19 protein-coding genes and 1 pseudogene are annotated in these 23708 nt (G+C 61.0%); 7 read left to right on the top strand and 13 right to left on the bottom strand.

From position 1 onward, the window contains the following. Positions 1 to 3: 3 nt before the first annotated feature. The 8 genes from HDC32_RS30715 to HDC32_RS30750 form a co-directional block, all read right to left on the bottom strand. On the bottom strand, positions 4 to 852 hold the full coding sequence (locus tag HDC32_RS30715; RefSeq protein WP_184746561.1) for a VOC family protein: 849 nt from the start codon (positions 850 to 852) through the stop codon (positions 4 to 6). After that, a complete protein-coding gene (locus HDC32_RS30720; RefSeq protein WP_184746563.1) occupies positions 849 to 2510 on the bottom strand; it encodes a bifunctional 3-(3-hydroxy-phenyl)propionate/3-hydroxycinnamic acid hydroxylase in 1662 nt (553 codons plus the stop codon). Before HDC32_RS30720 ends, HDC32_RS30715 begins: the two co-directional genes overlap by 4 nt. Positions 2511 to 2531: 21 nt before the next feature. Further along, positions 2532 to 3359, bottom strand: coding sequence for an IclR family transcriptional regulator (locus HDC32_RS30725; protein WP_145337191.1), 828 nt, complete (start codon positions 3357 to 3359; stop codon positions 2532 to 2534). A 3-nt stretch (positions 3360 to 3362) separates the two neighbouring features. After that, positions 3363 to 4214 carry a fumarylacetoacetate hydrolase family protein gene (locus tag HDC32_RS30730; RefSeq protein WP_145337192.1) on the bottom strand — a complete coding sequence of 284 codons (852 nt, stop codon included), beginning with the start codon at positions 4212 to 4214 and terminating at the stop codon, positions 3363 to 3365. 191 nt (positions 4215 to 4405) lie between these two features. After that, positions 4406 to 5851 carry a carotenoid oxygenase family protein gene (locus tag HDC32_RS30735; protein ID WP_184746565.1) on the bottom strand — a complete coding sequence of 482 codons (1446 nt, stop codon included), beginning with the start codon at positions 5849 to 5851 and terminating at the stop codon, positions 4406 to 4408. Positions 5852 to 5876: 25 nt separating this feature from the next. Next, positions 5877 to 7073 (bottom strand): MFS transporter, encoded by a 1197-nt coding sequence (locus HDC32_RS30740; RefSeq protein WP_184746567.1) that lies wholly within the window; start codon positions 7071 to 7073, stop codon positions 5877 to 5879. Positions 7074 to 7112: 39 nt separating this feature from the next. After that, a complete protein-coding gene (locus HDC32_RS30745; protein WP_131698807.1) occupies positions 7113 to 8105 on the bottom strand; it encodes a transporter in 993 nt (330 codons plus the stop codon). A 141-nt stretch (positions 8106 to 8246) separates the two neighbouring features. Beyond that, positions 8247 to 9185: a LysR family transcriptional regulator gene (locus HDC32_RS30750; RefSeq protein WP_131698806.1), complete on the bottom strand. Its 939-nt coding sequence runs from the start codon at positions 9183 to 9185 to the stop codon at positions 8247 to 8249. Positions 9186 to 9294: 109 nt separating this feature from the next. On the opposite strand from HDC32_RS30750, the gene HDC32_RS30755 reads away from it, so the two are divergent. From HDC32_RS30755 to HDC32_RS30775, 6 genes and pseudogenes are all read left to right on the top strand, one after another. Then, positions 9295 to 10794, top strand: a complete 1500-nt coding sequence (locus HDC32_RS30755) for a CoA-acylating methylmalonate-semialdehyde dehydrogenase (RefSeq protein ID WP_184746569.1) — start codon at positions 9295 to 9297, stop codon at positions 10792 to 10794. Positions 10795 to 11052: 258 nt separating this feature from the next. Beyond that, positions 11053 to 11991: a pectate lyase gene (locus HDC32_RS30760; protein ID WP_131698805.1), complete on the top strand. Its 939-nt coding sequence runs from the start codon at positions 11053 to 11055 to the stop codon at positions 11989 to 11991. A gap of 251 nt (positions 11992 to 12242) precedes the next feature. Next, the gene (locus tag HDC32_RS30765) at positions 12243 to 13493 is read left to right on the top strand and encodes a glycoside hydrolase family 68 protein (RefSeq protein WP_184746571.1); all 1251 of its coding nucleotides are present in this window, start codon (positions 12243 to 12245) and stop codon (positions 13491 to 13493) included. Positions 13494 to 14411: 918 nt separating this feature from the next. Beyond that, a pseudogene (locus HDC32_RS32625) lies at positions 14412 to 14831 on the top strand (HAMP domain-containing protein); the annotation flags it as partial. A gap of 102 nt (positions 14832 to 14933) precedes the next feature. Then, positions 14934 to 15689, top strand: coding sequence for a methyl-accepting chemotaxis protein (locus HDC32_RS32630; RefSeq protein WP_371920981.1), 756 nt, complete (start codon positions 14934 to 14936; stop codon positions 15687 to 15689). Between the two features lie 17 nt (positions 15690 to 15706). Continuing rightward, a complete protein-coding gene (locus HDC32_RS30775) occupies positions 15707 to 16627 on the top strand; it encodes a substrate-binding domain-containing protein (protein ID WP_131698802.1) in 921 nt (306 codons plus the stop codon). A 95-nt stretch (positions 16628 to 16722) separates the two neighbouring features. On the opposite strand, the gene HDC32_RS30780 is transcribed toward HDC32_RS30775, so the two are convergent. The 4 genes from HDC32_RS30780 to xylA form a co-directional block, all read right to left on the bottom strand. Continuing rightward, complete coding sequence (locus HDC32_RS30780; protein WP_145337200.1) at positions 16723 to 17859, bottom strand: sugar ABC transporter permease; 1137 nt, start codon at positions 17857 to 17859, stop codon at positions 16723 to 16725. Next, positions 17860 to 19404: a D-xylose ABC transporter ATP-binding protein gene (xylG, locus tag HDC32_RS30785; RefSeq protein WP_184746575.1), complete on the bottom strand. Its 1545-nt coding sequence runs from the start codon at positions 19402 to 19404 to the stop codon at positions 17860 to 17862. 5 nt (positions 19405 to 19409) lie between these two features. Further along, positions 19410 to 20411: a D-xylose ABC transporter substrate-binding protein gene (gene xylF, locus HDC32_RS30790; RefSeq protein WP_167654921.1), complete on the bottom strand. Its 1002-nt coding sequence runs from the start codon at positions 20409 to 20411 to the stop codon at positions 19410 to 19412. Positions 20412 to 20512: 101 nt separating this feature from the next. Beyond that, positions 20513 to 21829: a xylose isomerase gene (xylA, locus tag HDC32_RS30795; RefSeq protein ID WP_184746577.1), complete on the bottom strand. Its 1317-nt coding sequence runs from the start codon at positions 21827 to 21829 to the stop codon at positions 20513 to 20515. 139 nt (positions 21830 to 21968) lie between these two features. Between xylA and HDC32_RS30800 the strand changes: the two genes are divergently transcribed. Further along, positions 21969 to 23141: a XylR family transcriptional regulator gene (locus HDC32_RS30800; RefSeq protein WP_145337203.1), complete on the top strand. Its 1173-nt coding sequence runs from the start codon at positions 21969 to 21971 to the stop codon at positions 23139 to 23141. Between the two features lie 63 nt (positions 23142 to 23204). Here HDC32_RS30800 and HDC32_RS30805 read toward each other — a convergent pair whose 3' ends face one another. Beyond that, on the bottom strand, positions 23205 to 23513 hold the full coding sequence (locus HDC32_RS30805; protein ID WP_184746579.1) for a DUF6124 family protein: 309 nt from the start codon (positions 23511 to 23513) through the stop codon (positions 23205 to 23207). Positions 23514 to 23708: the final 195 nt, after the last annotated feature.

Here is a 23708-nt window from a genome sequence, read left to right on the forward strand (position 1 = left end):
GGCTCAGGTTCTGATCCACGCGCGCCCCCAGGAATTGAGGGTGTGTTCTTCTTGCGGCCAAGTGCCAGGAGGGTCGCTCGCTTCGGTGATTTGCAGCTCCGCCGAGAACTCCAGCCGGTTGCGATCGGCATCCACCACCATGAAGAACAGGTTGTCGCCGGGTCCATGACGGCCGGGGCCAAAGAAAATGCTGATGCGCTCCTTGGCAAAGCGATCACCCCAGTCCCGAATGTCATTCCATTCATTGGTTTCGTAACAGTGATGATCCCACTCGTTTTTCGAGCCGCGGAAGAACGCCAGCGAATGGTGCTCATCGTCCGAACGCAGGAAGCACACCATCAACAGGCCACTCTGTTGGTCGACCACGCTGTCGGACACCGTGAAGCCAACGGTGTTGACGTAGAACTCCATCATCGCTTCCAGCTCGGTGGTCTGGAATACCACATGCTGCAGGCGGCCGGGCATGCCGGGTGGGGTGGCATGAGTGTGCGCCTGGGATATGCCAAAAATCGTCTGGCGACCTTGAGGATCGCGTATTGCAAAGGCGCCCGGGGCGAGCAGTGGCGAGCTGATGTCTTCGGTGGTGCAGTTGCGCTCGCGCAGGCGACGGTGCAGCGTGGCAAGTTTCTCTGGGCTCGCCAGGTCATACGCCGCCGCCAGCAGGCCGCTGTGCTCGGCCGGGGAGAGCAGCATGGCGCGATTAGGCCCCCTGAGTAGCCAGTGGCCGTCGGCTTGGGGCTGGCCCTGCATGTCCATCATGCGTTGATAGAAGTCGATCTGCCGTTGCGGGTCTTTGCTCGCCAGGTGCAAGTAGCACAGGCGAGCAGGGGTGGACGTTTGCAATGTGTTCATACGCACCTCTCGAGCGTGACGGGTGTTGTGATGGACGGTCGGGGCGCGCGATCGCCCGCGGGCACGGCACCCAGCAAGGACTGCAAGGCCTCGGCAGTGATTGTCTCGGTGGCGCAGTGGAAAATCGCGGCAATGTAGCGATCAGGCCGCAGCAGGAAGAAGCTGGCGCTGGCGCCGAGCAATGCCTCGAGCGCCCCGGCATGATCGTGCAATACCGTGCAGCCCGGCAGGACAGGTGGCTCGCTGACGGAACCTGGCAGGATCAGAATCCGCTTCACCTCCAAGTGCGCCCAGAGCGGGTGCTGCAATTGATCCAGGCGTTCGCGGTGAGGGGCGCCGTATTGGATCAGGGCGAAACCTGCGCCGATGTAATCGTCGAGCAGGCGTTCAGTGCCCTGGCTGTCGGTGAGGCTTGGCTGAGGGAACATTTGCCCGCTGGACACGCTGCCCGCGGCACCGGCGGTGAGCACCAGGCCTTGGCGCAGCCGTGGTTTTGGCTTGAAGCGCATCTGCAGGAAGTAGTCACGCAGCGGCGGCACCAGCCCGATCAGCGAGAATGCACCACTGATCAATCGCGCCCGCAGCACGGTAGCGGGCGCCATCACCACCCCGAGGTTCAGCGCGAGCTTGATCAATGCCCACGCGTGATCGCGGCGCTCGGTTTCGTAGGTGAGCAACACGGCCGGGGCCATTTTCCCGGTCAGCACGCCGATCAGTTTCCAGGCCAGGTTATGGGCATCGCGCACGCCGCTGTTCATGCCTTGTCCGGCATAGGGCGGAGTGAGGTGTGCAGCGTCACCGGCGAGCAACACACGGTTGACTTGCCAGCGTTCGGCGATGCGGGCGTGAAAGGTGTACACGGTTTTACGCACGATGGAGACCGGTGCATCGCCCTTGAACGGGCGTAGCAACGCTTGCAATCGCGCTTGGCTGAGCATCTGCGCGTCGCTTTCGCCGTCCTTGAGCATGAACTCGAAGCGCCGCGTGCGATGCGGGCCGGGGACCTCGACGGTCGGGCGGCGCGCATCGCAGTACACGCGGGTTTGCCAGAACGGGTCATCGTCCTGATCGGTGTCCACCACCAGCCAGCGCGACGCGAAGCTGGAGCCGACCATATTGATCCCAAGCTGTTTACGCACCGGGCTGCGCCCACCATCACAGGCGATCAGGTAGTCGGCCTGCACTTCCAGCAGTTCCTTGTTGGCGTCCACGACCAGCGCACGCACGCCGTGCTCGTCCTGGGTGAACTCCAGCAGTTCGTGGCTGAAGCGCGCGGTCAGGCAAGCGAAACGCAGCAGGCCGGCCCTCAACGTGCTTTCGAACAGCGGTTGGCGGAACGCATTGCGCTTGGGAAAACCATACAGCTTGCCGCTGGGTTCGACCTTGCCGAAGCACCGCCCGCCAGGGCGCGTAAAGTAATGCACGCCATAGCCGGCCACCACGTCCGCCAGCACCGCCTGGCTCAAGCCCATGGCCTGCATGGTGCGCAACGACTCATCATCGATCGAGACCGCGCGAGGCTCGGTGACGGTGCCCGGTTTGCTGTCGATAATCCAGGCATCCACGCCGGCCTGGCCCAGCAGGTTGGCCAGGGTCAGCCCGGTAGGGCCGGCGCCGACGATCAGGACGCGGGTATTGATACTGTTCAGGGTTGTCATTGTTGTTCCCCTACGACTGCATCAGTCCAATGGCTTGGAGGATGGGTTGGCGCTGTGGGTCAGCGCGAGCATGTGCCGCGAGAGCGTGTGGGCCAGCGCGACCATCTGCTCACCCTGTTCCTGCTCCAGCGCCTTGTGCCGCTCGGCTGCCGGGCGCACGCAACTGAGGCTGCCCACAACCTTGCCGTCGCCGTCGAATATCGGTGCGGCCAGGCCGTACACGCCGGGGTCGACTTCGCCTGCACTGGCTACATAGCCCTGGCGCCGCAAGCGTTGCAGCGACCGGCGGAAGTCTTCCCAGGTGGCGCCCAGGTTGCTGGCGCGCACCTCGTCAGGGTGTTCGAGAAACAGCTGGCTGTGCTGGCGAGCGTTCATGTGCGCAAGGATGGCTTTTGAGGTCGCGCCCATGAACAACGGCCGTGGCGAACCACGGGAATAGCTGACGGTGCTGGTCAATTCACCGCACTGGTGAACACACACCACTTGGTCTTTGAACAACCGGCAGATCAGCCAGACTTGTTGCTCACTCCAGCCTGGCAGGTTGGCCTCCAGCTGCTGCGCGGCGCGTACCAGCGGGTCGCTGAGCCGCAGTTGACGGTCCCAGGTAATGATCCTGGCCCCCAGTGCATAGCGCCCGGCCTCGACCTGGAACAACAGATTGGTCTCGGCCAGTTCACGCACGTAGCGGTAGGCGGTGGAGCGGGTAAACCCCAGCGCGCTGACCATGTCGTCGACCGCCCAGATCGGCTGCGTCTCGGTAAACAGATCCAGCACGCGCAGCATGCGCTCCAGGCTGGAGCCCTTGGTGTCGCGCTCTGGCGGTTGGGATGATTCATCGATCAGGGTCATGGTTTATTGCTCATCGACGATGGTGTTACGCAGGGTGCCGATGCGCGAGATCTCCACTTCCACCACATCACCGGGCTGCATCCACACCGGCGGCTCGCGGAAGGCACCAACCCCGCCGGTGGTGCCGCTGACAATCACGTCACCGGGGGCGAGTTCGGTAAAGGTGGAGCAGTACTCGATCAGTGCGCCGACGTCGAAGATCATGTCGCCTGTGGACGTGTGCTGCATGACCTCGCCGTTGAGCCGGGTGGTCAATTCGAGGTTCTGCGGGTCGCTGATTTCGTCACGGGTGACCAGCCACGGGCCAAAGCCGCCGGTGCTCGGGAAGTTCTTGCCGGGGACGAATTGAAGGGTGTGCTTTTGCCAATCGCGCACGCTGCCATCGTTGTAGCAGGCGTAGCCGGCGACGTAATCGAGGGCGTCGGCTTTGCGGATGTGGCGCGCGGTCTTGCCAATGATGATGGCGAGTTCGCCTTCGAAATCCAGCTTGTGCGAAACCGTAGGCCGCACGATGGGTTGCAGGTGAGCGGTCTGGCTGTCGGCAAATCGCGTGAAAATCATTGGGTAAACCGGCATGTCACGCCCGGTTTCGCGCACGTGGGTCGCGTAGTTGATGCCAATGCACAGCACCTTGCCCGGGTTTGGAATGACCGGCAGCAGCGTCACGTCGGCCAGTGCCAGACGCGGCAGGCTCGACACCTGCTCATCGCTCATCGACCCCAGGCGGCCGAGGGCAAGCGCCTGCTTGAGATCCGCGCCGAGGGTGTTTTTCATCGATTCCAGATCAGCCACCTGGTCGCCTTCGACGATGCCATAGGTGTGACGGCCTTCAACGGTGAAGCTTGCAAGTTTCATTCGATAGTCCTTGTGGGCGAGGGAGGCGTGGACAGAATTTCACTCTATTCGCGCTTAAAAATCCTGTAAAGCGGGATTTTGCTTAAATCCCAAATTGCAGGAAAAATGTATATTTTTTGCTTTCGCGCAGCCGAGTGCCTGCCTTCGGGAGCAGGCCATTCGGTGTGCTGGCGGTCGGGTCTAGCCCAGGGTTATCCCTGTGCCCAGCAGCCGTGCAGGGACATGCGCATCCGTAATGGAACCTTGACCCGCGCAATGGGCCCGCTGGCCATTTCGCGCGAATCCAGGATCACCAGCTCGCTACGCGCCTGGTCCAGCACATTCAGCAGTGCGACCACGTAACCGTCGGCCTCTTCGGCATCCGAAGAACGAGGGATGAATATGGGCTCCTGGAAACAACTGTTGTCCCCTGGGAACCAGGCGTCGGTGCTGCCCGTCTTGAGGTTCAGATGGGCCAACTGGTTGAAAAACTGAAAGGGCATGGGGCCGTTTGCGGGGTTGTAGGGCAGTGTCGGATCAAAGGCGAGCACAAAGCCGTGTTCGTACGGGCGACCCAGATAGCGCTCATCGCAGCGGGGAAACTCACACATGTAGTCGGTCAACGGTTGCGGCTCGACGTCATCCCGCGCGTCGTTCAGATCAAACGTCCAGCGCATCAGGCTCGAAGGCAGGTCCTCGGGGGCGGGCACCGCACCGTCCGCCTGGGGGAAGAAATAAAACACGTTGCCGCCAGTAACCGGCATGTCCACGTACACTTTGCCGTCTTGATCGAAGGCATTGAGGGTGTGGCCTTGAAAGCTGTCCTTGGGGCCTTTGAACCAGCGGATAGCCTGCGCGTTGCCATTGCGCGGCAGCACGGCAAACAACTGCGGCAGATCAGGTTGCCACTGAAAATGCGGCCCGCCGTTTTTCATGCGTTCTACATCGACGGTCAGCGGAATCAGTGGGAACACGACGTAGTGCTCGGTGACCGCAAAGTCATGCACCATCGCCGCGTAAGGTGCCTGGAACCAGATCTCTTTGAGCAGCTTGCCGTCGGGTGAGAGTTCGAAATACGCCATATCCGGCGTGCCGTCACCTTTGGCTTCATAACTGAAGGCCAGCAGGTTGCCGGTGACGGGGTCGATCTTGGGGTGGGCGGTAAAGGTCGCCGACTTGATTTGCCCGGCAAAATCCCATTCGCCCAGGGTTTCCAGGGTTTGCAGGTCCATGGCCCAGGGCAGGGCGTCCTCCTTGAGCGCGAGCAGCCTGCCGTTGTGAGGGATCACCGACGTATTGGCGGTGGTGTTGTTTTTGGCCGCCAGTGGGTCATTGGTGTACGTGTTTCGATAGACGCCATTGAGGGAGCGGCCTTCACGGCGCTGCGCGAGCAAGCGATCGGTCTGCACGTAGCGTCGCCGCAGGGACACCTTGCCGTCAGCAAAATAGAAACCGCTGACCATCCCGTCACCGTTGAAAAACATATCGCTGCCCAGCATGGGCGGGTATTGCGGGTCGGGGGCCACTTGATAGAAGACGCCTAGGATGGACGCGGGAAGGGTGCCTTCGACCTCAAGGTCCAGCACCTCGGCTTCTACACGACTAGGGCTATACAGCGCCCCGGAAAATTCAGGGGTTTGCGGGAATCGGGTACTCATGGCTACGACCTCATGTGCGCAGTATTTATTTATTGAGCAGGCCGGCGGGCAGCGCAGGCGCGTCGGGTGTTGAAGGGCCGGACGCGCGGCGAAAACGGGCAACCATCCAGCAAGAGATGACCAGGGCGACGATATACGCCGAGGCCGCCAGCCAGCCGACCGCTCGGAAGTGTCCGTCACCGACGACCAGGGCCGCGCCAAACGGGCCGAGGCCCTGGCCCACGAAGATCGCAGCATTGCCCAGGCCTGCGAGTCGACCGCTCGCGTCCAACTCGGCCGCCATCGAGAGCAGGTAGGGAAGGCTGAAGAACCAGACCATATGGATCAGGCATGCCGTGGTGGCGAACGCCATGGGGCTGTCGCCGTAGACCATGATCAGCGTGGCCATCACCGCCGTGCCGAACCCCAGCAACTGCGGAAACAGCAGTCCCAGGCGCCGTCCGATAAGTCCCGCCAGCGCAGCACCGAGTGCCCCGGCAAGAATACTGCCACCCAGGATGGCGCCGATCTGCTGGGGCTCCAGGCCGATACTTTTGCCGATGCGTTCCTGATACACCCACAGCGCCGAATGGCCAAAAAACAACAGCGCAAACAGCCCGATCAACAAGAGTGACGTCAGGCCGAACGGCTGGGCCAGCCGAGCCGGTGCTCCGTCGGCGGGGGTGTACCGCGCAGGCACGCGCCCGCAGCCGAACAGGGCCAAGGCACTGGCGCCGGCCAGCAGGTAAAACGCGCCGTTGACGCCAAAGGCCATGAGCACCGCTGGCATCGAGGTCACCAGTAACATGCCCCAGAACAGATTACCGATATTGATCACCGCGAACGTCGCGTCCTTGAATGTGCGCAGTGCCGCGGAGGCATACACCACCGCCATGACCGCGCCGCCGCTGGCGCCAGAGACGATGCGGCACAGCAGCAGCGATGTCTCGCTGTGGAACCGGGTACTCGCCAGATTGGCGCAGACCAGCACCAGCAAGGCGAGCTGCGCCACCCATCGGCGATTGACGCGGGTCATCAACAGGGCAGACACCCCGCAGGTGAGCGCCATGGCAATCAGTTCGCCTGCGAAAATCCTACCGATGGCATTGAGCGGGATACCGAGCTGATCGATAAAAGCCCCGCCCAGAATCGGTTGAATCTGCAAGGTGCCAAGGGACGTGACCATCATCAGGCAAATAGCCGCCAGTGATGTTTTGCTGTCGATGCCAGCGGATGCATTCATGAATGCAGTACCTCGATAGGGTGAGCGAGCGCTTGTCGGTCAGAAGGTGTGGGCGTAACGAACCTGCACGGCATAGTCCTGCCGGGAGCGGTTCTCGACACCGGTTTCCTTGTAAGTGTTGAGCCAGAAGCCTTGGCCTTCACTGATTTTCCAGAACATGCCGGGGCCTATGCCCAGCACTTTTTCCCGCGAGTCGCTCAGCCGGTCGCCGTTGATCTGGTCGTCGGTGATCTGCCGGAAGTAATAGCCGTTGATCCCCACCGACACGTTGGGGATGACTTCATAGGACGCCGTGAAGTTGGCCCAGGCCGACTGCCCGGCGCGGCTGTCACTTACCGGTTTGCCCTCGAAGGAGTCCTGCGAGCTGCTGGCCGGATCGCGGTTCTTGAAGTTGTACAGGTAATGCAGGCGCCAACTGACTTCCCAACGCGGTGCCGGCATCCAGGTTGCGGCCCAGTAGGGGTTCAGGGAGTAATAGTTCGACCCTGGGTTGAGGTCTTTGTGTTTGTCGTATTTACCGGTCGGCAGGATCGTGTCAAAGGCCACCCGCTGCACAAACACCGGGCGCCCGTGCGCATCGACGATAGGATCGAATTGGATCTGCGGCCCGACGGTGACATCGCCAAGCCCTGTGGCGTTGTCTTGCAGCGCCGGTCCATTACTGCCAAAGGTGGCATCCAGTGACACGACGGGCACCAGCAAGCTCCAGCCCAGGTGCGCACCGCCGCCAATGGTGTCGGGCGAGTAGTAGCTGAGTTGGTTGATCAGCGTGATCACGTTGATTTTGGGATTGTCGAAGGCGCTGTTGGCCTTGCCGCTGTTGGTCCTGAGACTGCTGGCGGTACTGAACTTCAAGTAGGTGAGATGGGACAGGCCGGGCGGCCCGGCAAAACCATCGTAGAAACTGGTGCCGCCGAGGTTGATGCCACTGGGCTCGGTCACCGAGGGCGCTGGCGGCCCATCGGCGGCGAAGACAACTGACGAGGCGAAGCTGAGCACCAGGCACGCTGGCAAGTATTTGAGTGGGCTCATGGACGTGGCTCTATTATTGGAATTGTGAGCAGAGGGAACTCCCTCGCACAATCACCCTAAGCCAAACCCCGCCGGCGTACTTGAGCGGTACCGCCAGAGTTGACTGATAGCGCCACGGGGCTCGTTTTAACGCCGGCGCTGTTAGCCCCCGTAGCGAAACCCACCCGACAACTTGCCCTTCAAATACCCCACCAACGCACTCACCGACTTCGGCACATGGGGCGAATACGGTCGGATCAGGTAGATCTCGTCGGCAAACGCGCCCCTGAGTGTCCAGCCCTTGAGCACCTGCACCAGCTTGCCGCTGGCCAGCGCCGCCTGGGCGCTGAAGTCCGGGAGCAGGGCGATGCCCAAGTGGTTGAGCGCCGAATCACGCAGGGCTTCGCTGTTGTTGGTGGCGAAGCTGCCGGCGATGGGCACGGTGAGGCGTTCCACGGTTTTGTTGCCGCGCTCGAACGTCCACGCGGGCTGGTCGGTGCCGCGTGGGTAGAACAGGCAGTTGTGCGCGGACAGGTCGCCGGGTTCGCGCGGTTCGCCGTGGCGTTGCAGGTAATCGCGGGTGGCGACCAGCACCGAGCCGGTGTCGCACAGTTTCCACGCCACGTGGGTTTCCGGCACCTGGAAGCCATGGCGCACCGCCAGGTCGTAGCCCTCGGCCGCCAGTGAACTCAGGGCATCCGACACATCCAGCTGGATACGCACCTGCGGGTACTGCTGCAGGAATTCCGACAAGTGCGGCACCAGCTGTTGCCGGGCGAATGCCACGGGGGCGGTCAAGCGCACCAGGCCGCGGATTTCCCCGGCGGAATCGCGCACCGACGAGAAGCTGCGCGCGATTTGCTCATAGGCACCGCGCACTTCACGGGTCAACGACAACCCCGCATCGGTCAACCGCACACTGCGCGTGGTGCGCGTCACCAGCCGTGTGCCGGTGGCTTTCTCCAGGTCGGAAATGCGCTGGCTGACTGCGGATTTACTCACCCCCAGGCGCGCGGCTGCGGCGGTGTAGGTGCCGTGTTCCTCCAGCACTGAGAGCCAGTGAATGTGGGTCCACAGCCCTTCGATCTCGGATTTTTCCATGGGCTTATTGTTCGCTTGTGAGGACAATCAGTTCTTGATTCTGCTCTGGTTTGGAACAAACCGAAAGCCTATCGTGTGTCCCAACGCAACCCACCTGGGATCTACTGCCATGACTACAACAATCGAGCACTACATCAACGACCAGCGCGTCAGTCGCGATGATCGCTATCAGGACGTCTACAACCCGGCCACCGGCGAAGTGACCGGCCGCGTCGCACTGGCCAGCAGCCAGACCGTGTCCGAAGCCGTCGCCGCTGCCCAGGCCGCTTTTGCCGGCTGGGCCGACACTCCGCCCATCCGCCGCGCCCGCGTGCTGTTCGAATACCTGCACCTGCTGCGTGAGCGCAAGGACGACCTGGCGCGCATCATCGTCGCCGAACACGGCAAGGTCTTCACCGATGCCCAGGGCGAAGTCGACCGTGGCATCGACATTCTCGAATTCGCCTGCGGCATCCCCAACCTGCTCAAGGGCGAGCATTCCGACCAGGTCTCCCGTGGCATGGACAACTGGACGATGCGCCAACCCCTGGGCGTCGTGGCCGGTGTCACGCCGTTCAACTTCCCGGTGATGGTGCCGATGTGGATGTACCCAATCGCCATCGCGGCGGGTAACACCTTCATCCTCAAGCCAAGCCCGACCGATCCAAGTGCTTCGCTGTTCATGGCTGAACTGCTGCGTGAAGCCGGCCTGCCCAAAGGCGTGTTCAACGTGGTGCAGGGTGATAAGGAATCGGTGGACGCGCTGATCGCACACCCGGACGTCAAGGCCGTGAGCTTCGTCGGCTCCACGCCGATTGCGCAGTACATCTACGAAACCGGTGCGCGCAACGGCAAGCGTGTGCAAGGCCTGGGCGGCGCGAAGAACCACATGGTGGTGATGCCGGACGCGGATATCGAAAAAACCGTCGACGCCTTGATGGGCGCCGCCTACGGCAGTGCCGGCGAACGCTGCATGGCCATTTCCGTAGCGGTGCTGGTCGGCGATGTCGGTGACAAAGTCATCGCCGCGCTGATCGAACGCGCCAAGCACCTGCGCATCACCGACGGCCGCGACCTCAAGGCCGAGATGGGCCCGATTGTGTCCCGCGCCGCACTGGAGCGCATCAGCGGCTACATCGAACAAGGCGTGCAGGCCGGCGCGCAACTGCTGCTCGACGGACGTGACTATGTACCCACCGAGGCTGGCCTGGAAAACGGTTTCTGGCTCGGCGCGACCTTGTTCGACCACGTAACTAAAGAGATGAGCATCTACCGCGAAGAAATCTTCGGCCCGGTGCTGGCCTGCGTGCGCGTGAATGACTTTGCCGAGGCGGTGAAGCTGGTCAACGACCACGAATTCGGCAACGGCGTCAGCTGCTTTACCCGCGACGGCAACATTGCCCGCGAGTTTGCCCGGCGTATCGAAGTGGGCATGGTCGGCATCAACGTGCCGATCCCGGTGCCGATGGCGTGGCACGGGTTTGGTGGCTGGAAGAAGAGCCTGTTCGGTGACATGCATGCCTACGGCACTGAGGGGGTGCGCTTCTACACCAAGCAGAAATCGATCATGCAGCGCTGGTCGGAGAGCATCGAGCAGGGCGCGGAGTTTGCGATGCCGGTGTCCAAATAACGCTTGGAAGAACACCGTAGGGCAAATGTGGGAGGGGCAGTGCGACGATTCGACTTGCCCCCTCCCACTTTTGGTTGTTTTTCACTTGAGGGTTGACGGCCAGGCAAATGACGAATACTGTACATAAACACAGTGTTTAAGCGCTGATCAACCAGGATGGCAACATCAGCCACGCCAAACACTGTGTGCAAGTTAATGGATTAACTTCATGCACAGGCTCGTTCTACCGAGCCGTTTTTATGTATAGAGAGGGAACTCATGTCGTATCCAGAAAGCAAACTCACCGGCTTGACCGGTTTCGCCCTTGCGGCAAAAGTGACCGGCGGCTGGTCCGGCCCTGTGGTCAGTATCACCAGCCTGGATCAACTCAAGGCCAATATTGGCGACACTACCCCACGGGTATTGGTGATCAACAGTAATATCTCGGCGTCGAGCCTGACCAAAGTCAACATGGGCGCCAACAAGACCCTGATCGGTTCGTTCCAGAACCGTACGTTGGAGAATATTCACCTGCGTGCAACCGCGCAGTCGCAGAACATTATTCTGCAGAATATTATCTTCAAACATTCGGCGAGCATTAAGGCCAATGATGATATTCAGGTCTACCTGAACTACGGCAGCAAGTACTGGATTGACCATTGCTCTTTTGTCGGGCACAGCTGGTCAACCACTGACGGCAGTGAAGACAAACTGGTGTATATCGGTGAAAAAGCCGATTATGCCACCATCAGCAACTGCTTCTTTGGCAGCCACAAATACGGCCTGATCTTCGGTCATCCGGCGGATGATAATAAGGCGGAGTTCAACGGTTACCCGCGCCTGACGGTGTGCCATAACCGCTTCGAGAACATGGAAGTGCGCGCACCCGGCTTGATGCGTTACGGTTATTTCCATGTCTACAACAACTACATCAATAACTTCCACCTCGGTTTTACCCTGGCGCAGAATGCCAATATCCTCTCTGAAAGCAACTATTTTGGCGAAGGCAGCCAAAACAAAGGCATGTTGGATGATAAAGGCACCGGGACGTTCACTGATACAAACAGTGTGCCGCCGATCACGAACCAGAAGTCGCCCAAGGCACAATGGACGGCAAGTTCTAACTACGCCTATACCTTGAAGACGGCGGCGCAAGCCAAGGACTTCACCCAGAAGAATGCCGGGGCTCAGGCTGCGGCGCTGGTATTCGGTAGTTGAGTAGCTAGCTTTTTACTGAGCTGTCATTTATTGCAAGTGCCACTGTCTTTATATCAAGGATATAAATACAGTGATGGCCTTTGTAATCTAAATAATTCTTCATGTTGCGATAAGCGGGTGCCCATGTTAAACCTTGGTGCGCACTTGCAGGGCCAACTATCTCTTGCTCTTTCAGTCAGTATTAAGTTGCTGGCTGCCAGGTGCTATTTAATCTTCGCTTGTCATTTAAGCGTCAGCAAAAGGACATCATCATGAAACATGCGAATCACACACCCACTCGCTGGACACGGGCCGATGCGCTGAAAGTTAATGAGAATGACCCGACGACGACACAGCCGTTAGTGAGTCCTGACTTTCCTGTCATGAGCGACACGGTCTTTATTTGGGACACCATGCCGTTGCGTGAACTGGATGGCACGGTGGTATCGGTGAATGGCTGGTCAGTGATCTTCACCCTGACCGCCGACCGTCGCCCCCATGATCCACAATTCATCAATGCCGATGGCCGTTACGACATCAAGCGCGATTGGGAAGACCGCCATGGTCATGCGCGGATCTGCTACTGGTATTCGCGCACCGGCAAGGACTGGATCTTCGGCGGCCGTGTCATGGCCGAAGGGGTTTCGCCGACCACCCGTGAATGGGCGGGCACGCCGATCCTGTTGAATAACAACGGTGACATCGACCTGTATTACACCTGCGTCACGCCGGGTGCCACGATTGCCAAGGTCAGGGGGCAGGTTGTCACTTCGGACACCGGTGTCGAGCTGCGAGGCTTTACTCAGGTCAAGTCATTGTTCGACGCCGACGGCACCTATTACCAAACCGAAGCGCAGAATGCGACCTGGAACTTTCGCGATCCCAGCCCCTTTATCGATCCCGTCGATGGCAAGTTGTACATGGTGTTCGAAGGTAATGTGGCCGGCGAGCGCGGAACTCACGAAGTGGGCCCGAATGAAATAGGCCTGGTACCGCCAGGGTATGAAGATGTAGGCGGTGCGCGTTATCAGGTGGGCTGTATCGGCATCGCGGTTGCCAAAGACCTCAACGGTGACGAGTGGGAGATTTTGCCGCCGCTGGTGACTGCCGTCGGGGTGAATGATCAGACCGAACGGCCGCACTATGTGTTCCAGGACAACAAGTACTACCTGTTCACCATCAGCCACAAGTTTACCTATGCGGATGGCGTGACGGGGCCGGATGGCGTCTATGGGTTCGTCAGCGATCACCTGTTCGGCCCCTATACGCTGATGAATGCGTCGGGGCTGGTACTGGGCAACCCGCCTTCGCAGCCGTTCCAGACGTATTCCCACTGCGTGATGCCCAACGGCCTGGTGACGTCGTTTATCGACAGCGTGCCCACCACCGGCGATGACTACCGCATCGGCGGCACCGAGGCGCCGACGGTCAGGATCGTGTTGAAGGGCGCTCGTTCGTTTGTGCAGGAGGCTTACGACTACGGTTACATTCCGGCGATGCGGGATGTGGTGTTGAGCCAGTGACCGCAGTGCAAAACCCAGCCTGATTTCATCAGGTAGGTGGGAGGGGGCTTGCCCCCTCCCACTTTTTTTGACCGCATTTCAGCCGCCTTCAACGCTCAAGTCCCCGCCCACCTGGCCGATACAGGCACTAGCACCACGAGTGATCCCGAACGCGTAGGTGCACACCTGGTCGTCGCTCAGGTCAACGAATAAAAATCAAAAGGGGTGGCCATGACCATATTGCAGCGTGTGATCGGCGGGTTCGCAGTGCTGGTGCTGTTACTGCTAGTCATGGCGGGGATCAGCTATCAGAACACGCAGTCCATCAGCAGTCGCTTGAACATTATCACCGGCCAGTCGGCACCCTTGAGCCGGGCCGCCAGTGAGTTATACGTGCATATCCTGCGCGCCAACCAGGCGTTGCTGGCCATTCAGATCAGCACCGACCCCAAGCAGATCGAGGACGGCAAGCGACCGTTCACCGAGAGCATCGCCCAGTTCAATCAATTGCTCGACAGCACCGTTGCCTATACCGGCGAGCATGAGGCGCTGCGCGCGAACCTGGCGCAGCAGCGCCAACAGGTAGCGGCCTACGCCGAACAGGCGCAGGCGTTGATGGCGTCACACTCGCAACATGTGCAGCAGTTGGCGCTGACGCGCAAACTTCAAGGCTACAGCAGTGCGCAAGCAATGCAGCTGACCAGCTATTTGCGCGATTACATCGCGCATGCGCGCAGTGTCGGCGAGCCGCAACAGGTGGCCGCAGCGGAAAAGCTGCTGTTGGAAGTCAACAAATCCTACGATGGCTTCGCGGCTCATACCGTTACGCCCGCTATTGATAAATTACAGCGCGTGCTCAACCTGCAGGACGAAGTGATCAGCACCCGGGCCCAGGCCCTGACGGCGATTGATCCCAGGGTCGGGCGGATTGCCGGCGTCATGGTCAATCGCCTGCTTACTGACCTGACCGCCCCTGACGGGCTGTTCCAGGCTTATCAGGTGGAGGCGAAACTGGCTGCGCAGGTGCAGCAGCAACGCAATGCGGTTGACGCGACCCTGAAAGCCACCCTGGACAGGATTGGCGAGTTCGGCAGCCAGTCCCTGGAGGTCGCCAACCAGGCCAGTCAGTCGGCCAATGCCACCATCGGCACCAGCCGCAGCTTGCTGTTGATCGCGTGTGTGCTGGCGGTGCTGGCGGCAGTGGCGATTGGTACGTGGGTCGCCTTCAGCCTGCGGCGTCCGCTGGCGGCGTTTCGTGAAGTCCTCAAGACGCTCACGGCGGGGGACATGCGGGTCAGTTTCGATGTCAGCCGCAAAGATGAGTTCGGTGAGTTGGGCGGCTACCTGAACGAACTGACCACGGCCCTGCGCAAAACCTTTCGTGAATTGATCAGCTCTGCCGATGCGCTGGCCGTTACCGCAGGCAGCAACGCCTTGAACAGCGAGCAGACCACCCGTGTGGTGGATGAGCAGAAGGACCGGTTGCAATCGGCAGCCTCGGCCATGACGCAGATGGAAAGCACGGTCGAAGAGGTGGCTCGGCGGGCGCAGGACACCCGCCAGGCCGTGGACGACACGAGTGAACTCACGCACAAGGTGCAGGCGCGCGTGGCCGAGACCATCGTCAACATCCGCCAGCAGGCCGACCAGGTGAACAAGGCCACGCAGGTGACCGATGAGTTGCAGAAGTACGGGCAGAATATCGAGGGCATTGTTGTCGCCATTCGCACCATTGCCGAACAGACCAACCTGCTCGCCCTGAATGCGGCGATTGAAGCGGCCCGTGCCGGCGAGCAGGGACGCGGTTTTGCGGTAGTGGCCGATGAAGTGCGCTCCCTGGCCAGCCGTACCCAGACCTCGACCAGCGAAATCCAGGACATGATCGGGCTCATGCAGGAAAAGATTCACTCGGTGGTGCACGTGATGAACGAAAGCCAGGCGCAGTCCACCCAGTGCGTGTCCCTGGCCTCGGGCGCGGGCGACTTGCTGCTGTCGATGAGCGATTCGGTCGACAGTATCCGCGACATGAATATCCAGATCGCCGCCGCCACCGAGGAGCAGAGCGCCACGGTGCAGGAAACCAGTCGGATGGTCATCCAGATCAACGATTCGGCCCAGCAGACGGCAAATGGCGCCGAGCAGTCCGCCATCAGCAGCCACGAGCTGTCGGACATGGCCAAGGTGCAGCGCGAGCTGCTCCATCATTTCAGCGTTTGAGCCGCGGGAGTCAGAACATGAAAGCATGGTTAATCCTCGCCTTGGGGGCGACGCTGTTCATACCGGGCCCAGCCCAGGCCGCCACGCCCTTGCTGGGTGTGGGCATGGCAAAGTACGACGATAACTTCCAGACCCTGCTGCGCAATGGCGTGCAGCACCAGGCCGACGTCATGAACGTCGACGTTTTTATGGAGAACGGGAAGGACAGCGTCGATTTGCAGATGCGTCAATTCCGCAACCTGGTCAATTCCAAGGTGGATGCGATCATCGTCGCGATGGTGGACGGCAAAAGTGCGGCGCAGATGATGCAGCTGGCCTCGGACGCCAAAATTCCGCTGGTCTTCGTCAACCGCAATCCGAACCCGGAAAAGTGGCCGGCGCAGACCGCATTTGTCGGCTCCAACGAGCTGGAGTCGGGGACCTTGCAGATGGAAGAGCTGGCGCGCCGCGCCGGTTACAAGGGCAACGTGGTGATTCTGGTCGGCGACCCGGCCAACGCGTCCTCCTTGATGCGCACCGAGGACGTGGAGAAAGTCGTCGCCAAATACCCCGATATGAAAGTCGTACAGAAAAAAGTCGGTAACTGGGAGCGTAGCCAGGCCGCCACGATTGTCATTGACTGGGTCAAGCAGGGCGTCGATTTCTCGATCATTGCGGCCAATAACGACGAAATGGCGATCGGCGCGATCATGGGCCTGGAAAAGGCCGGCAAGCAGGCCAAGGACTATTGGGTCGGCGGCATCGACGGCACCCCGGACGGGTTGAAATTGATGGCTGAGGGCAAGATGGCGGTCAGCGTGTTCCAGGATGCCGCCGGCCAGGCCGGTGGCGCAGTGGACACCGCGCTGCGCATGGTACGCGGCGAGGTGCTGGAGTCGACGGTGGTCTGGGTGCCGTTCAAGTTGATCACCCCAGAGAATCGTCAGGCGTTTGAATAGGACTGACCACCTCGCTCCAACCTTGGAATGCAGTCAAATGTGGGAGGGGGCAAGCCCCCTCCCACAGGGTTATGGGGTGTTAGTGAGAACGGGCGTCAGCGCCGCCCCGTGCGCGTACTCACGTCCACCCACACCGCCAGCACCAGGATGCTGCCCTTCACAATCATCTGCCAGTAACTGTCCACGTCCAGCATCGACATGCCGTTATCCAGGCTGGTAATCACCAACGCCCCGAGCAACGCGCCATACACCGTGCCCGAGCCGCCGCGCATCGACGTACCGCCAATAAAGCACGCAGCGATGGCATCCAGTTCGCCCATGTTGCCCGCTGACGGTGAGCCCGCCGCGAGGCGCGCGGTGTTGACCAGGCCGGCGAGGGCGCACATCACGCCCATGATGCCGAAGATCCACAGTTTTACCGCCTGCACGTTGATGCCCGACAGACGCGTGGCTTCCATATTGCTGCCTACGGCGTACACGCGGCGTCCGAACACGGTCTGGCTGGTGACGTAGCTGAACACGCCGAGCAGCACCAGCAACAGCAGCACCGGTACGGGGATGCCGTCGTAGCTGTTGAGGGTGGTGACGAACCCGGCGAGCACCGCGCCGATCACCCCCACGCGCAGCACATCGCGCACCAGGGAGTGTGGCGCCAAGCCATGCAGCGCTCGGTTGCGGCGTTGTTTCCAGGTCAGGAACAGGGTCAGGGCAAACAGCAGAACCCCAAGGCCAATCCCCACCGAATGCGGCAAATACCCCTGGCCTACATACACCAGCGACGGCGACACCGGCGCGATGGTGGTACCGCCGGTGATCCCCAGCAGAATCCCGCGAAACGCCAGCATGCCGCCCAGGCCAACGATAAACGACGGAATGCGCAGGTAAGCGGTCATGTAGCCATTGGCCAAACCGATCATCAGGCCGCACAACGCCACCAGGCTGAGGTTGGCCAGCAGCGGGATGTGATAGATCACATCGAGGATCGCTGCGAGCCCGCCCAATAATCCCAGCAATGAACCCACCGACAAATCGATCTCGCCGCTGATGATCACCAGCACCATGCCGCACGCCAGGATGCCGGTGATCGACATCTGCCGCAGCAGGTTGGACAGGTTGCGCGGGGTGAGGAAGCCGCCCTCGGTCTGCCAGCTGAAAAACAGCCAGATAAACGCCACGGCGATCACCAGGGCGAGCATTTTGTAGCGGGTGAACAGCTGTTTGACCTGATTCATCTACGCGGTTTTCCGATTGTTATTATTTTGGCTGAGTGCGGCGGCGAGCACCTGTTCCTGGGTGAGCCCTTCATTGATGAAATCGCCGCGCAACTGGCCGTCGCCGATCACCAGCACGCGGTTGGATACGCCGAGCACTTCGGCCAATTCCGAGGAAACCATGATGATCGACACGCCTTCGGCCGCCAGCGCGCCCATCAGTTTGTAGATCTCATACTTGGCACCGACATCAACCCCGCGTGTGGGTTCGTCGAGGATCAGCACTTTGGGCTTGGCCATCAGCATTTTCGCCAGCACGGCTTTTTGCTGGTTACCACCGGACAGGCTGGTGATCGGCAGGAACGGGCTGGCGGTCTTGAGGTGCATGCGTGCGATCTGCTGGTCGATGCTGCCCAGTTCGGCTTCGGCGTCGATGCGGGTCAGGTGGGCATAGGTGTCGAGCACCGCCAACGTGATGTTCTGGCCCACGCCCAAGTCGGGAATGATGCCCTGGCGCTTGCGGTCCTCGGGCACCATGCACAGCCCGGCGCGGATCGATTTGAGCGGCGTGCGCGTGTCGATCACCTGGCCGTCCAGCCAGACCTCGGCGCTGTAGCGGCCGGGGTAGGCGCCGAACAACGCCGACACCAGCTCTGTACGCCCGGCGCCCACCAGCCCGGCTATGCCGAGGATTTCGCCGCGCTTGAGCACGAAGGAAATATCGTCGACGCGCTTGCGCCTGGGGTTGTCGACGTCATAGCAGGTGACGTTGCGCGCTTCGAAAATCACCTCGCCGATGGCATGGGGCTCGGTGGGGTAGAGGTTGCTCATTTCCCGCCCGACCATCTGCGTGATGATCTGCGGGATGTCCATGTCGGCCATCGCCGTGGTCGCGATGTGCTTGCCATCGCGGATCACCGTAATGGTGTCGCACACGGCCGCGACTTCATCGAGCTTGTGGGAGATGTACACGCAGGCCACGCCCTTGGCCTTGAGGCTGCGGATGATGTCGAGCAGCACCTCGATTTCCGAGCGGGTCAGGGCCGAGGAGGGTTCGTCGAGAATCAGCAGGCGCGCCTGTTTGTTCAGGGCCTTGGCGATTTCCACCAGTTGCTGGTAGCCGCCGCCGTACTGCGACACCGGCAACGCGACGTTCATGTCCGGTACCTTGAGCTCGCGCATCAACGCTTCGGCGCGGTGAAGCATCGCCGGGTAGTTCATGCGCCCGCCGGGCAAGGTCAGTTCGTGGCCCATGAAGATGTTCTCGGCCACCGACAGGTCGGGCACCAGGGTCAGTTCCTGGTGAATGATGACGATGCCGGCGGCCTCGGTCTCGCTGATGGACTGAGCCCTGAGCGGCTGCCCGTCCCAGAGGATTTCCCCCTCCCAGGTGCCATGGGGGTAGACCGCCGACAGCACCTTCATCAAGGTGGATTTACCGGCACCGTTCTCGCCGCACAGGCCGACGCATTCCCCCGGCCGCACCTTGATGTCGATGCCGTTCAGCGCGTGGACACCGCCAAAGGTTTTGACGATGCCGTTCATTTGCAGCAAGTAGTCGGCCATGGCGGTCACTGCCCGCCGATCTGCTCTTTGGTATAGAACCCGTCCTTCTCCAACAGGTCGATATTGGCCTTGGTCAGCGGGGTCGGGGTGAGCAGGATGGTGTCGACTTTCTTGCTGCCGTTGTCGTACTGCGAGCTGTAGGTGGGCTTCTCGTTACGCGCCAGTTGCACCGAGAGCTTGGCGGCTTCGGTGGCGATCAGCTTGAGCGGCTTGTACACGGTCATGGTCTGGGTGCCGTCGATCACGCGCTTGACGGCGGCGAGGTCGGCGTCCTGGCCGGAGATCGGCACCTTGCCCGCCAGCTTCTGTGCCGCCAGGGCCTGGATCGCACCGCCGGCGGTGGCGTCGTTGGAGGCGACGATGGCGTCGATTTTGTTGTTGTTCCGAGTCAGGGCATTTTCGACGATGCTCAGGGCTTCGGTAGGGTTCCATTCCTTGACCCACTGCTGGCCGACAATCTTGATGTCGCCCTTGTCGATGGCCGGTTGCAGCACCTTCATCTGGCCTTCGCGCAGTACCTTGGCGTTGTTGTCGGTGGGCGCGCCGCCGAGCAGGAAATAGTTGCCCTTGGGCGCCGCTTGCAGCACGCCGTTGGCCTGCATCTCGCCGACTTTTTCGTTATCGAAGGAGATGTACGCATCGATGTCCGCGTTGAGAATCAGGCGGTCATAGGACACCACCTTGATCCCGGCTTTCTTGGCTTCGGCGACGGCATTGGTCAGCACAGTGGCGTTGAATGGCACGATAACGATCACGTCGACGCCCCGGGAGATCAGGTTTTCGATCTGCGATATCTGCTTCTGCTCGTTGGCATCGGCGGACTGCACAAAGACCTTGGCATCGAGTTTTTCCGCAGCGGCGACGAAGTAATCACGGTCACGGGACCAGCGTTCCAGGCGCAGGTCGTCGATGGAAAAACCGATTTTCGGGTGGGCGGAATCGGCCATTACCGGCAGTGCGAGCAGGGCCAGGGCGGTGGCGAGCAGGGTACGTTTGAATGACTTCATGGTGGTGCGTCCTTTTATTGTTGTTGGAAAGACACAGCGTGATGCGGGTAGAACTGTAGAGCGTCCTTCGACGCTCCGTGCACAGATTTGTCGCGCAAATGTCACCGATAAATAAACCGGTTGACCACTCCCTCCAGCATCTCCTGCCGACCACTCACGGCCTGCGGGTTCAGTTCATGGGCAAACGCATGTTCGGCCAGCGACTCCAGGCTGAACTCACCCGCCAGCACCGCTTGGCCCAGCGGCTGCTGCCAGCCGGCATAGCGCTGGTCCTTGAACTGCTGCAACTGGTCGTTCTGCACCATGGCCGCCGCTCGTTCCAGGGCCAGGGCGAGTACATCCATGGCGGCGACATGCCCGTGGAACAGATCCACCTCATCCAGGCTCTGACGCCGTACTTTGGAATCAAAGTTATAGCCGCCGTTCTTGAACCCGCCAGCCTTGAGGATTTCATAGGTGGCGAGGGTCATCTCCTCGACGCTGTTGGGGAATTGGTCGGTGTCCCAGCCGTTCTGCGGGTCGCCCCGGTTGGCGTCGATGCTGCCGAAGATGCCCAGGGACACGGCCGTGGCGATCTCGTGATGGAAGCTGTGCCCGGCCAGGGTGGCGTGGTTGGCCTCGATATTCACCTTGATCTCGTGTTCCAGGCCGTACTCATGCAAAAAGCCGAACACCGTGGCGCTGTCGTAATCGTACTGGTGCTTGGTCGGCTCCTGGGGCTTGGGCTCGATCAGCAGGTCGCCCTTGAAGCCGATCTTGTGCTTGTGCTCCACCACCATGCGCATAAAGCGCCCGAGCTGTTCGCGCTCGCGCTTGAGGTCGGTGTTGAGCAGGGTTTCATAGCCTTCACGGCCGCCCCACAGCACATAGTTGGCGCCCTTGAGTCGCAGCGTGGCGTTCATCGCGCTGAACACCTGGGCAGCGGCGTAGGCAAACACCTCCGGGTCCGGGTTACTGGCGGCACCGGCGGCAAAACGTGGGTTGCTGAAGCAGTTGGCGGTGCCCCAAAGCAACTTGATGCCGGTCTGTTCCTGATGGCGCTCCAGGTGGTCGACCATTTGTGCAAAGTGGTTGCGGTACTCCTTGAGCGAACTGCCTTCCGGCGCCACATCGGTGTCGTGAAAACTGTAGTAGTCGATGCCCAGCTTGGAGAAAAACTCGAAGGCCGCCTCAGCCTTGCCGATGGCCACGTCCATCGGCTCGCCGCTGCGCTGCCACGGGCGTTTGAAGGTGCCCATGCCAAACATATCGGCGCCGGGCCACACGAAGGTGTGCCAATAACACGCGGCCATGCGCAGGTGCTCGCGCATCGGTTTGCCGAGGATCAGCTTGTTGGCGTCGTAATGGCGAAAGGCGAGGGGGGCGTCGCTGCTGGGGCCTTCGAAGCGAACCTTCTCGACACCGGGGAAGTACGGCATGGCGTTTTCCTTATTGTTCTTGGCGGTGTCTGGATACTAGCAACGGCTCCTGGCCCGCTGATTATGAAAATCATCAAGGTGTAGTGCGATTTTGAGTGGCAGGGGCTAGTCTGGTGTGACTGGCCTCAGGACAAAAACAATGAAAACCCTACCGCCCGTCCACCGCATCGCCCTGTTGTTCAACGGCAGCAAAATCTACGACCGCGGCATCATCGCCGGCATCGGCAATTACCTGAGCAGCACCCGCGCGTCCTGGGATCTGTTCCTGGAAGAGGACTTCCTCTGTCGCCTCAAAGGCATCGAGCGTTTTCAGGGCGACGGCATCATTGCCGACTTCGACGACCCGCTGATTGGCGAGGCATTGGCCGACAGTCAGTTGCCGGTGGTGGCGGTGGGCGGCTCTTATGAGGATGCACGCGCCTACCCCAAGGGCATTCCGTATGTGGCGACCGACAACGACGCGTTGATGAAGCTGGCGTACGAGCACCTGATCGAGGCCGGGCTGACGCGATTTGCCTGTTTCAGCCTGCCAGAGGCCCAGGCCAATCGCTGGGCCCAGGAGCGTGAAAAAGCCTTTCGCCGCCTGCTGCAACGCGATGGTTTGCACGTCGAGGTGTATCGCGGCCTGGGCACCAGCGCGCCGTTGTGGGACAGCGCGGTGGAACAGCAGATTGCCTGGCTGCACAGCCTGCCCAAGCCCATCGGCATCATCGCCGTCACCGACGCCCGCGCCCGGCAACTGCTGCAAGCCTGCCTCACTGCCGGCATCGCCGTGCCGGAGCAAGTGGCGTTGATCGGCATCGACAATGACCCCCTGACCCGCACCCTCACGCGGGTGCCGCTGAGTTCGGTGATCCAGGGCACGGAAACCATGGGGCGCACGGCCGCCGCCTTGCTGCACCAGATGCTGCACGGCAAACCGTGCGTGGGCACGCAGGTCCTGGTGCCACCGGAGGCGATCAATGTGCAGGCCTCCAGCTTGCATCAACCCTTGGGTAATCCGTACGTGATGCAGGCGCTGCTGTTTATCCGCCAGTACGCCTGCCAGGGCATCAAGACCGCGCAGGTGGCGGCCTATGTCGGCGTGTCGCGCTCCTCCCTGGAAGCGCACTTTCGCAAGGTGCGCGGCTGCAGCGTGCATGACGAGATCCTGCGCTTCAAACTCGCCGCCGCCGCCAAGGGCCTGGAAAGCCACGAACTGGCGATTGCCGATATTGCCGCCAGGTGCGGCTTCAAGTCGGCGCAGTACCTGCACACGGTGTTTCGTCGCGAGTTTGGTTGTACGCCACGGGAGTACCAGCAGGGTGCGTAGTATGCGTTGCCCGTGCCTGAGTAAGGCCTTACATACACCGCCCCTCCCACCTTTTTAACGCGTTCAGGCAGTTGCTTTAGAGGGCTTCAGGCATTCGATGGAGCGATCCACGGTGGTCTTGGCAATTTCCAGCAAATGCCACACGGCCAGAATCTTCGCCCGTTCGGGGTTTGGTAGCAGGTCACCGCAATCCAGCGCCGTGGCGGAAGCGCTGTCGAGCAAGCTGGCGGTGTAAAGCAGGGCGTCTTCGAAGCTCAGGTCTTCGTTGACCGAGTGGAGGCCTTGGGTGGGTAGGTAGTGGTCGATGGCGCGGTTGAAGGCGGCGCGGTCTTTGGCGGGGTCGTGGGGTGGATCGGGGATAACTTTATTCATGGTGTACCTTCGCGTTGGATGAGGGACCGACACCCTTCGCGACTAAACGAGGGTGGTGGCTGTACGCAGGTTAGTCGACCGGCTCCAACGCGAAAATACCGGCGCACCCGAAGGTGCCCTGCGCACAGCCACCATAAAACTCATGGAGGACCATGCACGCGTTGGAAGGTCAGGCGACTAAACCCGATCACTGAT

Source organism: Pseudomonas sp. JAI120 (genome assembly GCF_014207255.1).
Classification (GTDB): domain Bacteria; phylum Pseudomonadota; class Gammaproteobacteria; order Pseudomonadales; family Pseudomonadaceae; genus Aquipseudomonas.

Bases quoted from the DNA above. Each gene is read 5' to 3' on its own strand.
- HDC32_RS30715 (WP_184746561.1), bottom strand. From the start codon at position 852: ATGAACACATTGCAAACGTCCACCCCTGCTCGCCTGTGCTACTTGCAC.
- HDC32_RS30720 (WP_184746563.1), bottom strand. From the start codon at position 2,510: ATGACAACCCTGAACAGTATCAATACCCGCGTCCTGATCGTCGGCGCC.
- HDC32_RS30725 (WP_145337191.1), bottom strand. From the start codon at position 3,359: ATGACCCTGATCGATGAATCATCCCAACCGCCAGAGCGCGACACCAAG.
- HDC32_RS30730 (WP_145337192.1), bottom strand. From the start codon at position 4,214: ATGAAACTTGCAAGCTTCACCGTTGAAGGCCGTCACACCTATGGCATC.
- HDC32_RS30735 (WP_184746565.1), bottom strand. From the start codon at position 5,851: ATGAGTACCCGATTCCCGCAAACCCCTGAATTTTCCGGGGCGCTGTAT.
- HDC32_RS30740 (WP_184746567.1), bottom strand. From the start codon at position 7,073: ATGAATGCATCCGCTGGCATCGACAGCAAAACATCACTGGCGGCTATT.
- HDC32_RS30745 (WP_131698807.1), bottom strand. From the start codon at position 8,105: ATGAGCCCACTCAAATACTTGCCAGCGTGCCTGGTGCTCAGCTTCGCC.
- HDC32_RS30750 (WP_131698806.1), bottom strand. From the start codon at position 9,185: ATGGAAAAATCCGAGATCGAAGGGCTGTGGACCCACATTCACTGGCTC.
- HDC32_RS30755 (WP_184746569.1), top strand. From the start codon at position 9,295: ATGACTACAACAATCGAGCACTACATCAACGACCAGCGCGTCAGTCGC.
- HDC32_RS30760 (WP_131698805.1), top strand. From the start codon at position 11,053: ATGTCGTATCCAGAAAGCAAACTCACCGGCTTGACCGGTTTCGCCCTT.
- HDC32_RS30765 (WP_184746571.1), top strand. From the start codon at position 12,243: ATGAAACATGCGAATCACACACCCACTCGCTGGACACGGGCCGATGCG.
- HDC32_RS30775 (WP_131698802.1), top strand. From the start codon at position 15,707: ATGAAAGCATGGTTAATCCTCGCCTTGGGGGCGACGCTGTTCATACCG.
- HDC32_RS30780 (WP_145337200.1), bottom strand. From the start codon at position 17,859: ATGAATCAGGTCAAACAGCTGTTCACCCGCTACAAAATGCTCGCCCTG.
- xylG (WP_184746575.1), bottom strand. From the start codon at position 19,404: ATGGCCGACTACTTGCTGCAAATGAACGGCATCGTCAAAACCTTTGGC.
- xylF (WP_167654921.1), bottom strand. From the start codon at position 20,411: ATGAAGTCATTCAAACGTACCCTGCTCGCCACCGCCCTGGCCCTGCTC.
- xylA (WP_184746577.1), bottom strand. From the start codon at position 21,829: ATGCCGTACTTCCCCGGTGTCGAGAAGGTTCGCTTCGAAGGCCCCAGC.
- HDC32_RS30800 (WP_145337203.1), top strand. From the start codon at position 21,969: ATGAAAACCCTACCGCCCGTCCACCGCATCGCCCTGTTGTTCAACGGC.
- HDC32_RS30805 (WP_184746579.1), bottom strand. From the start codon at position 23,513: ATGAATAAAGTTATCCCCGATCCACCCCACGACCCCGCCAAAGACCGC.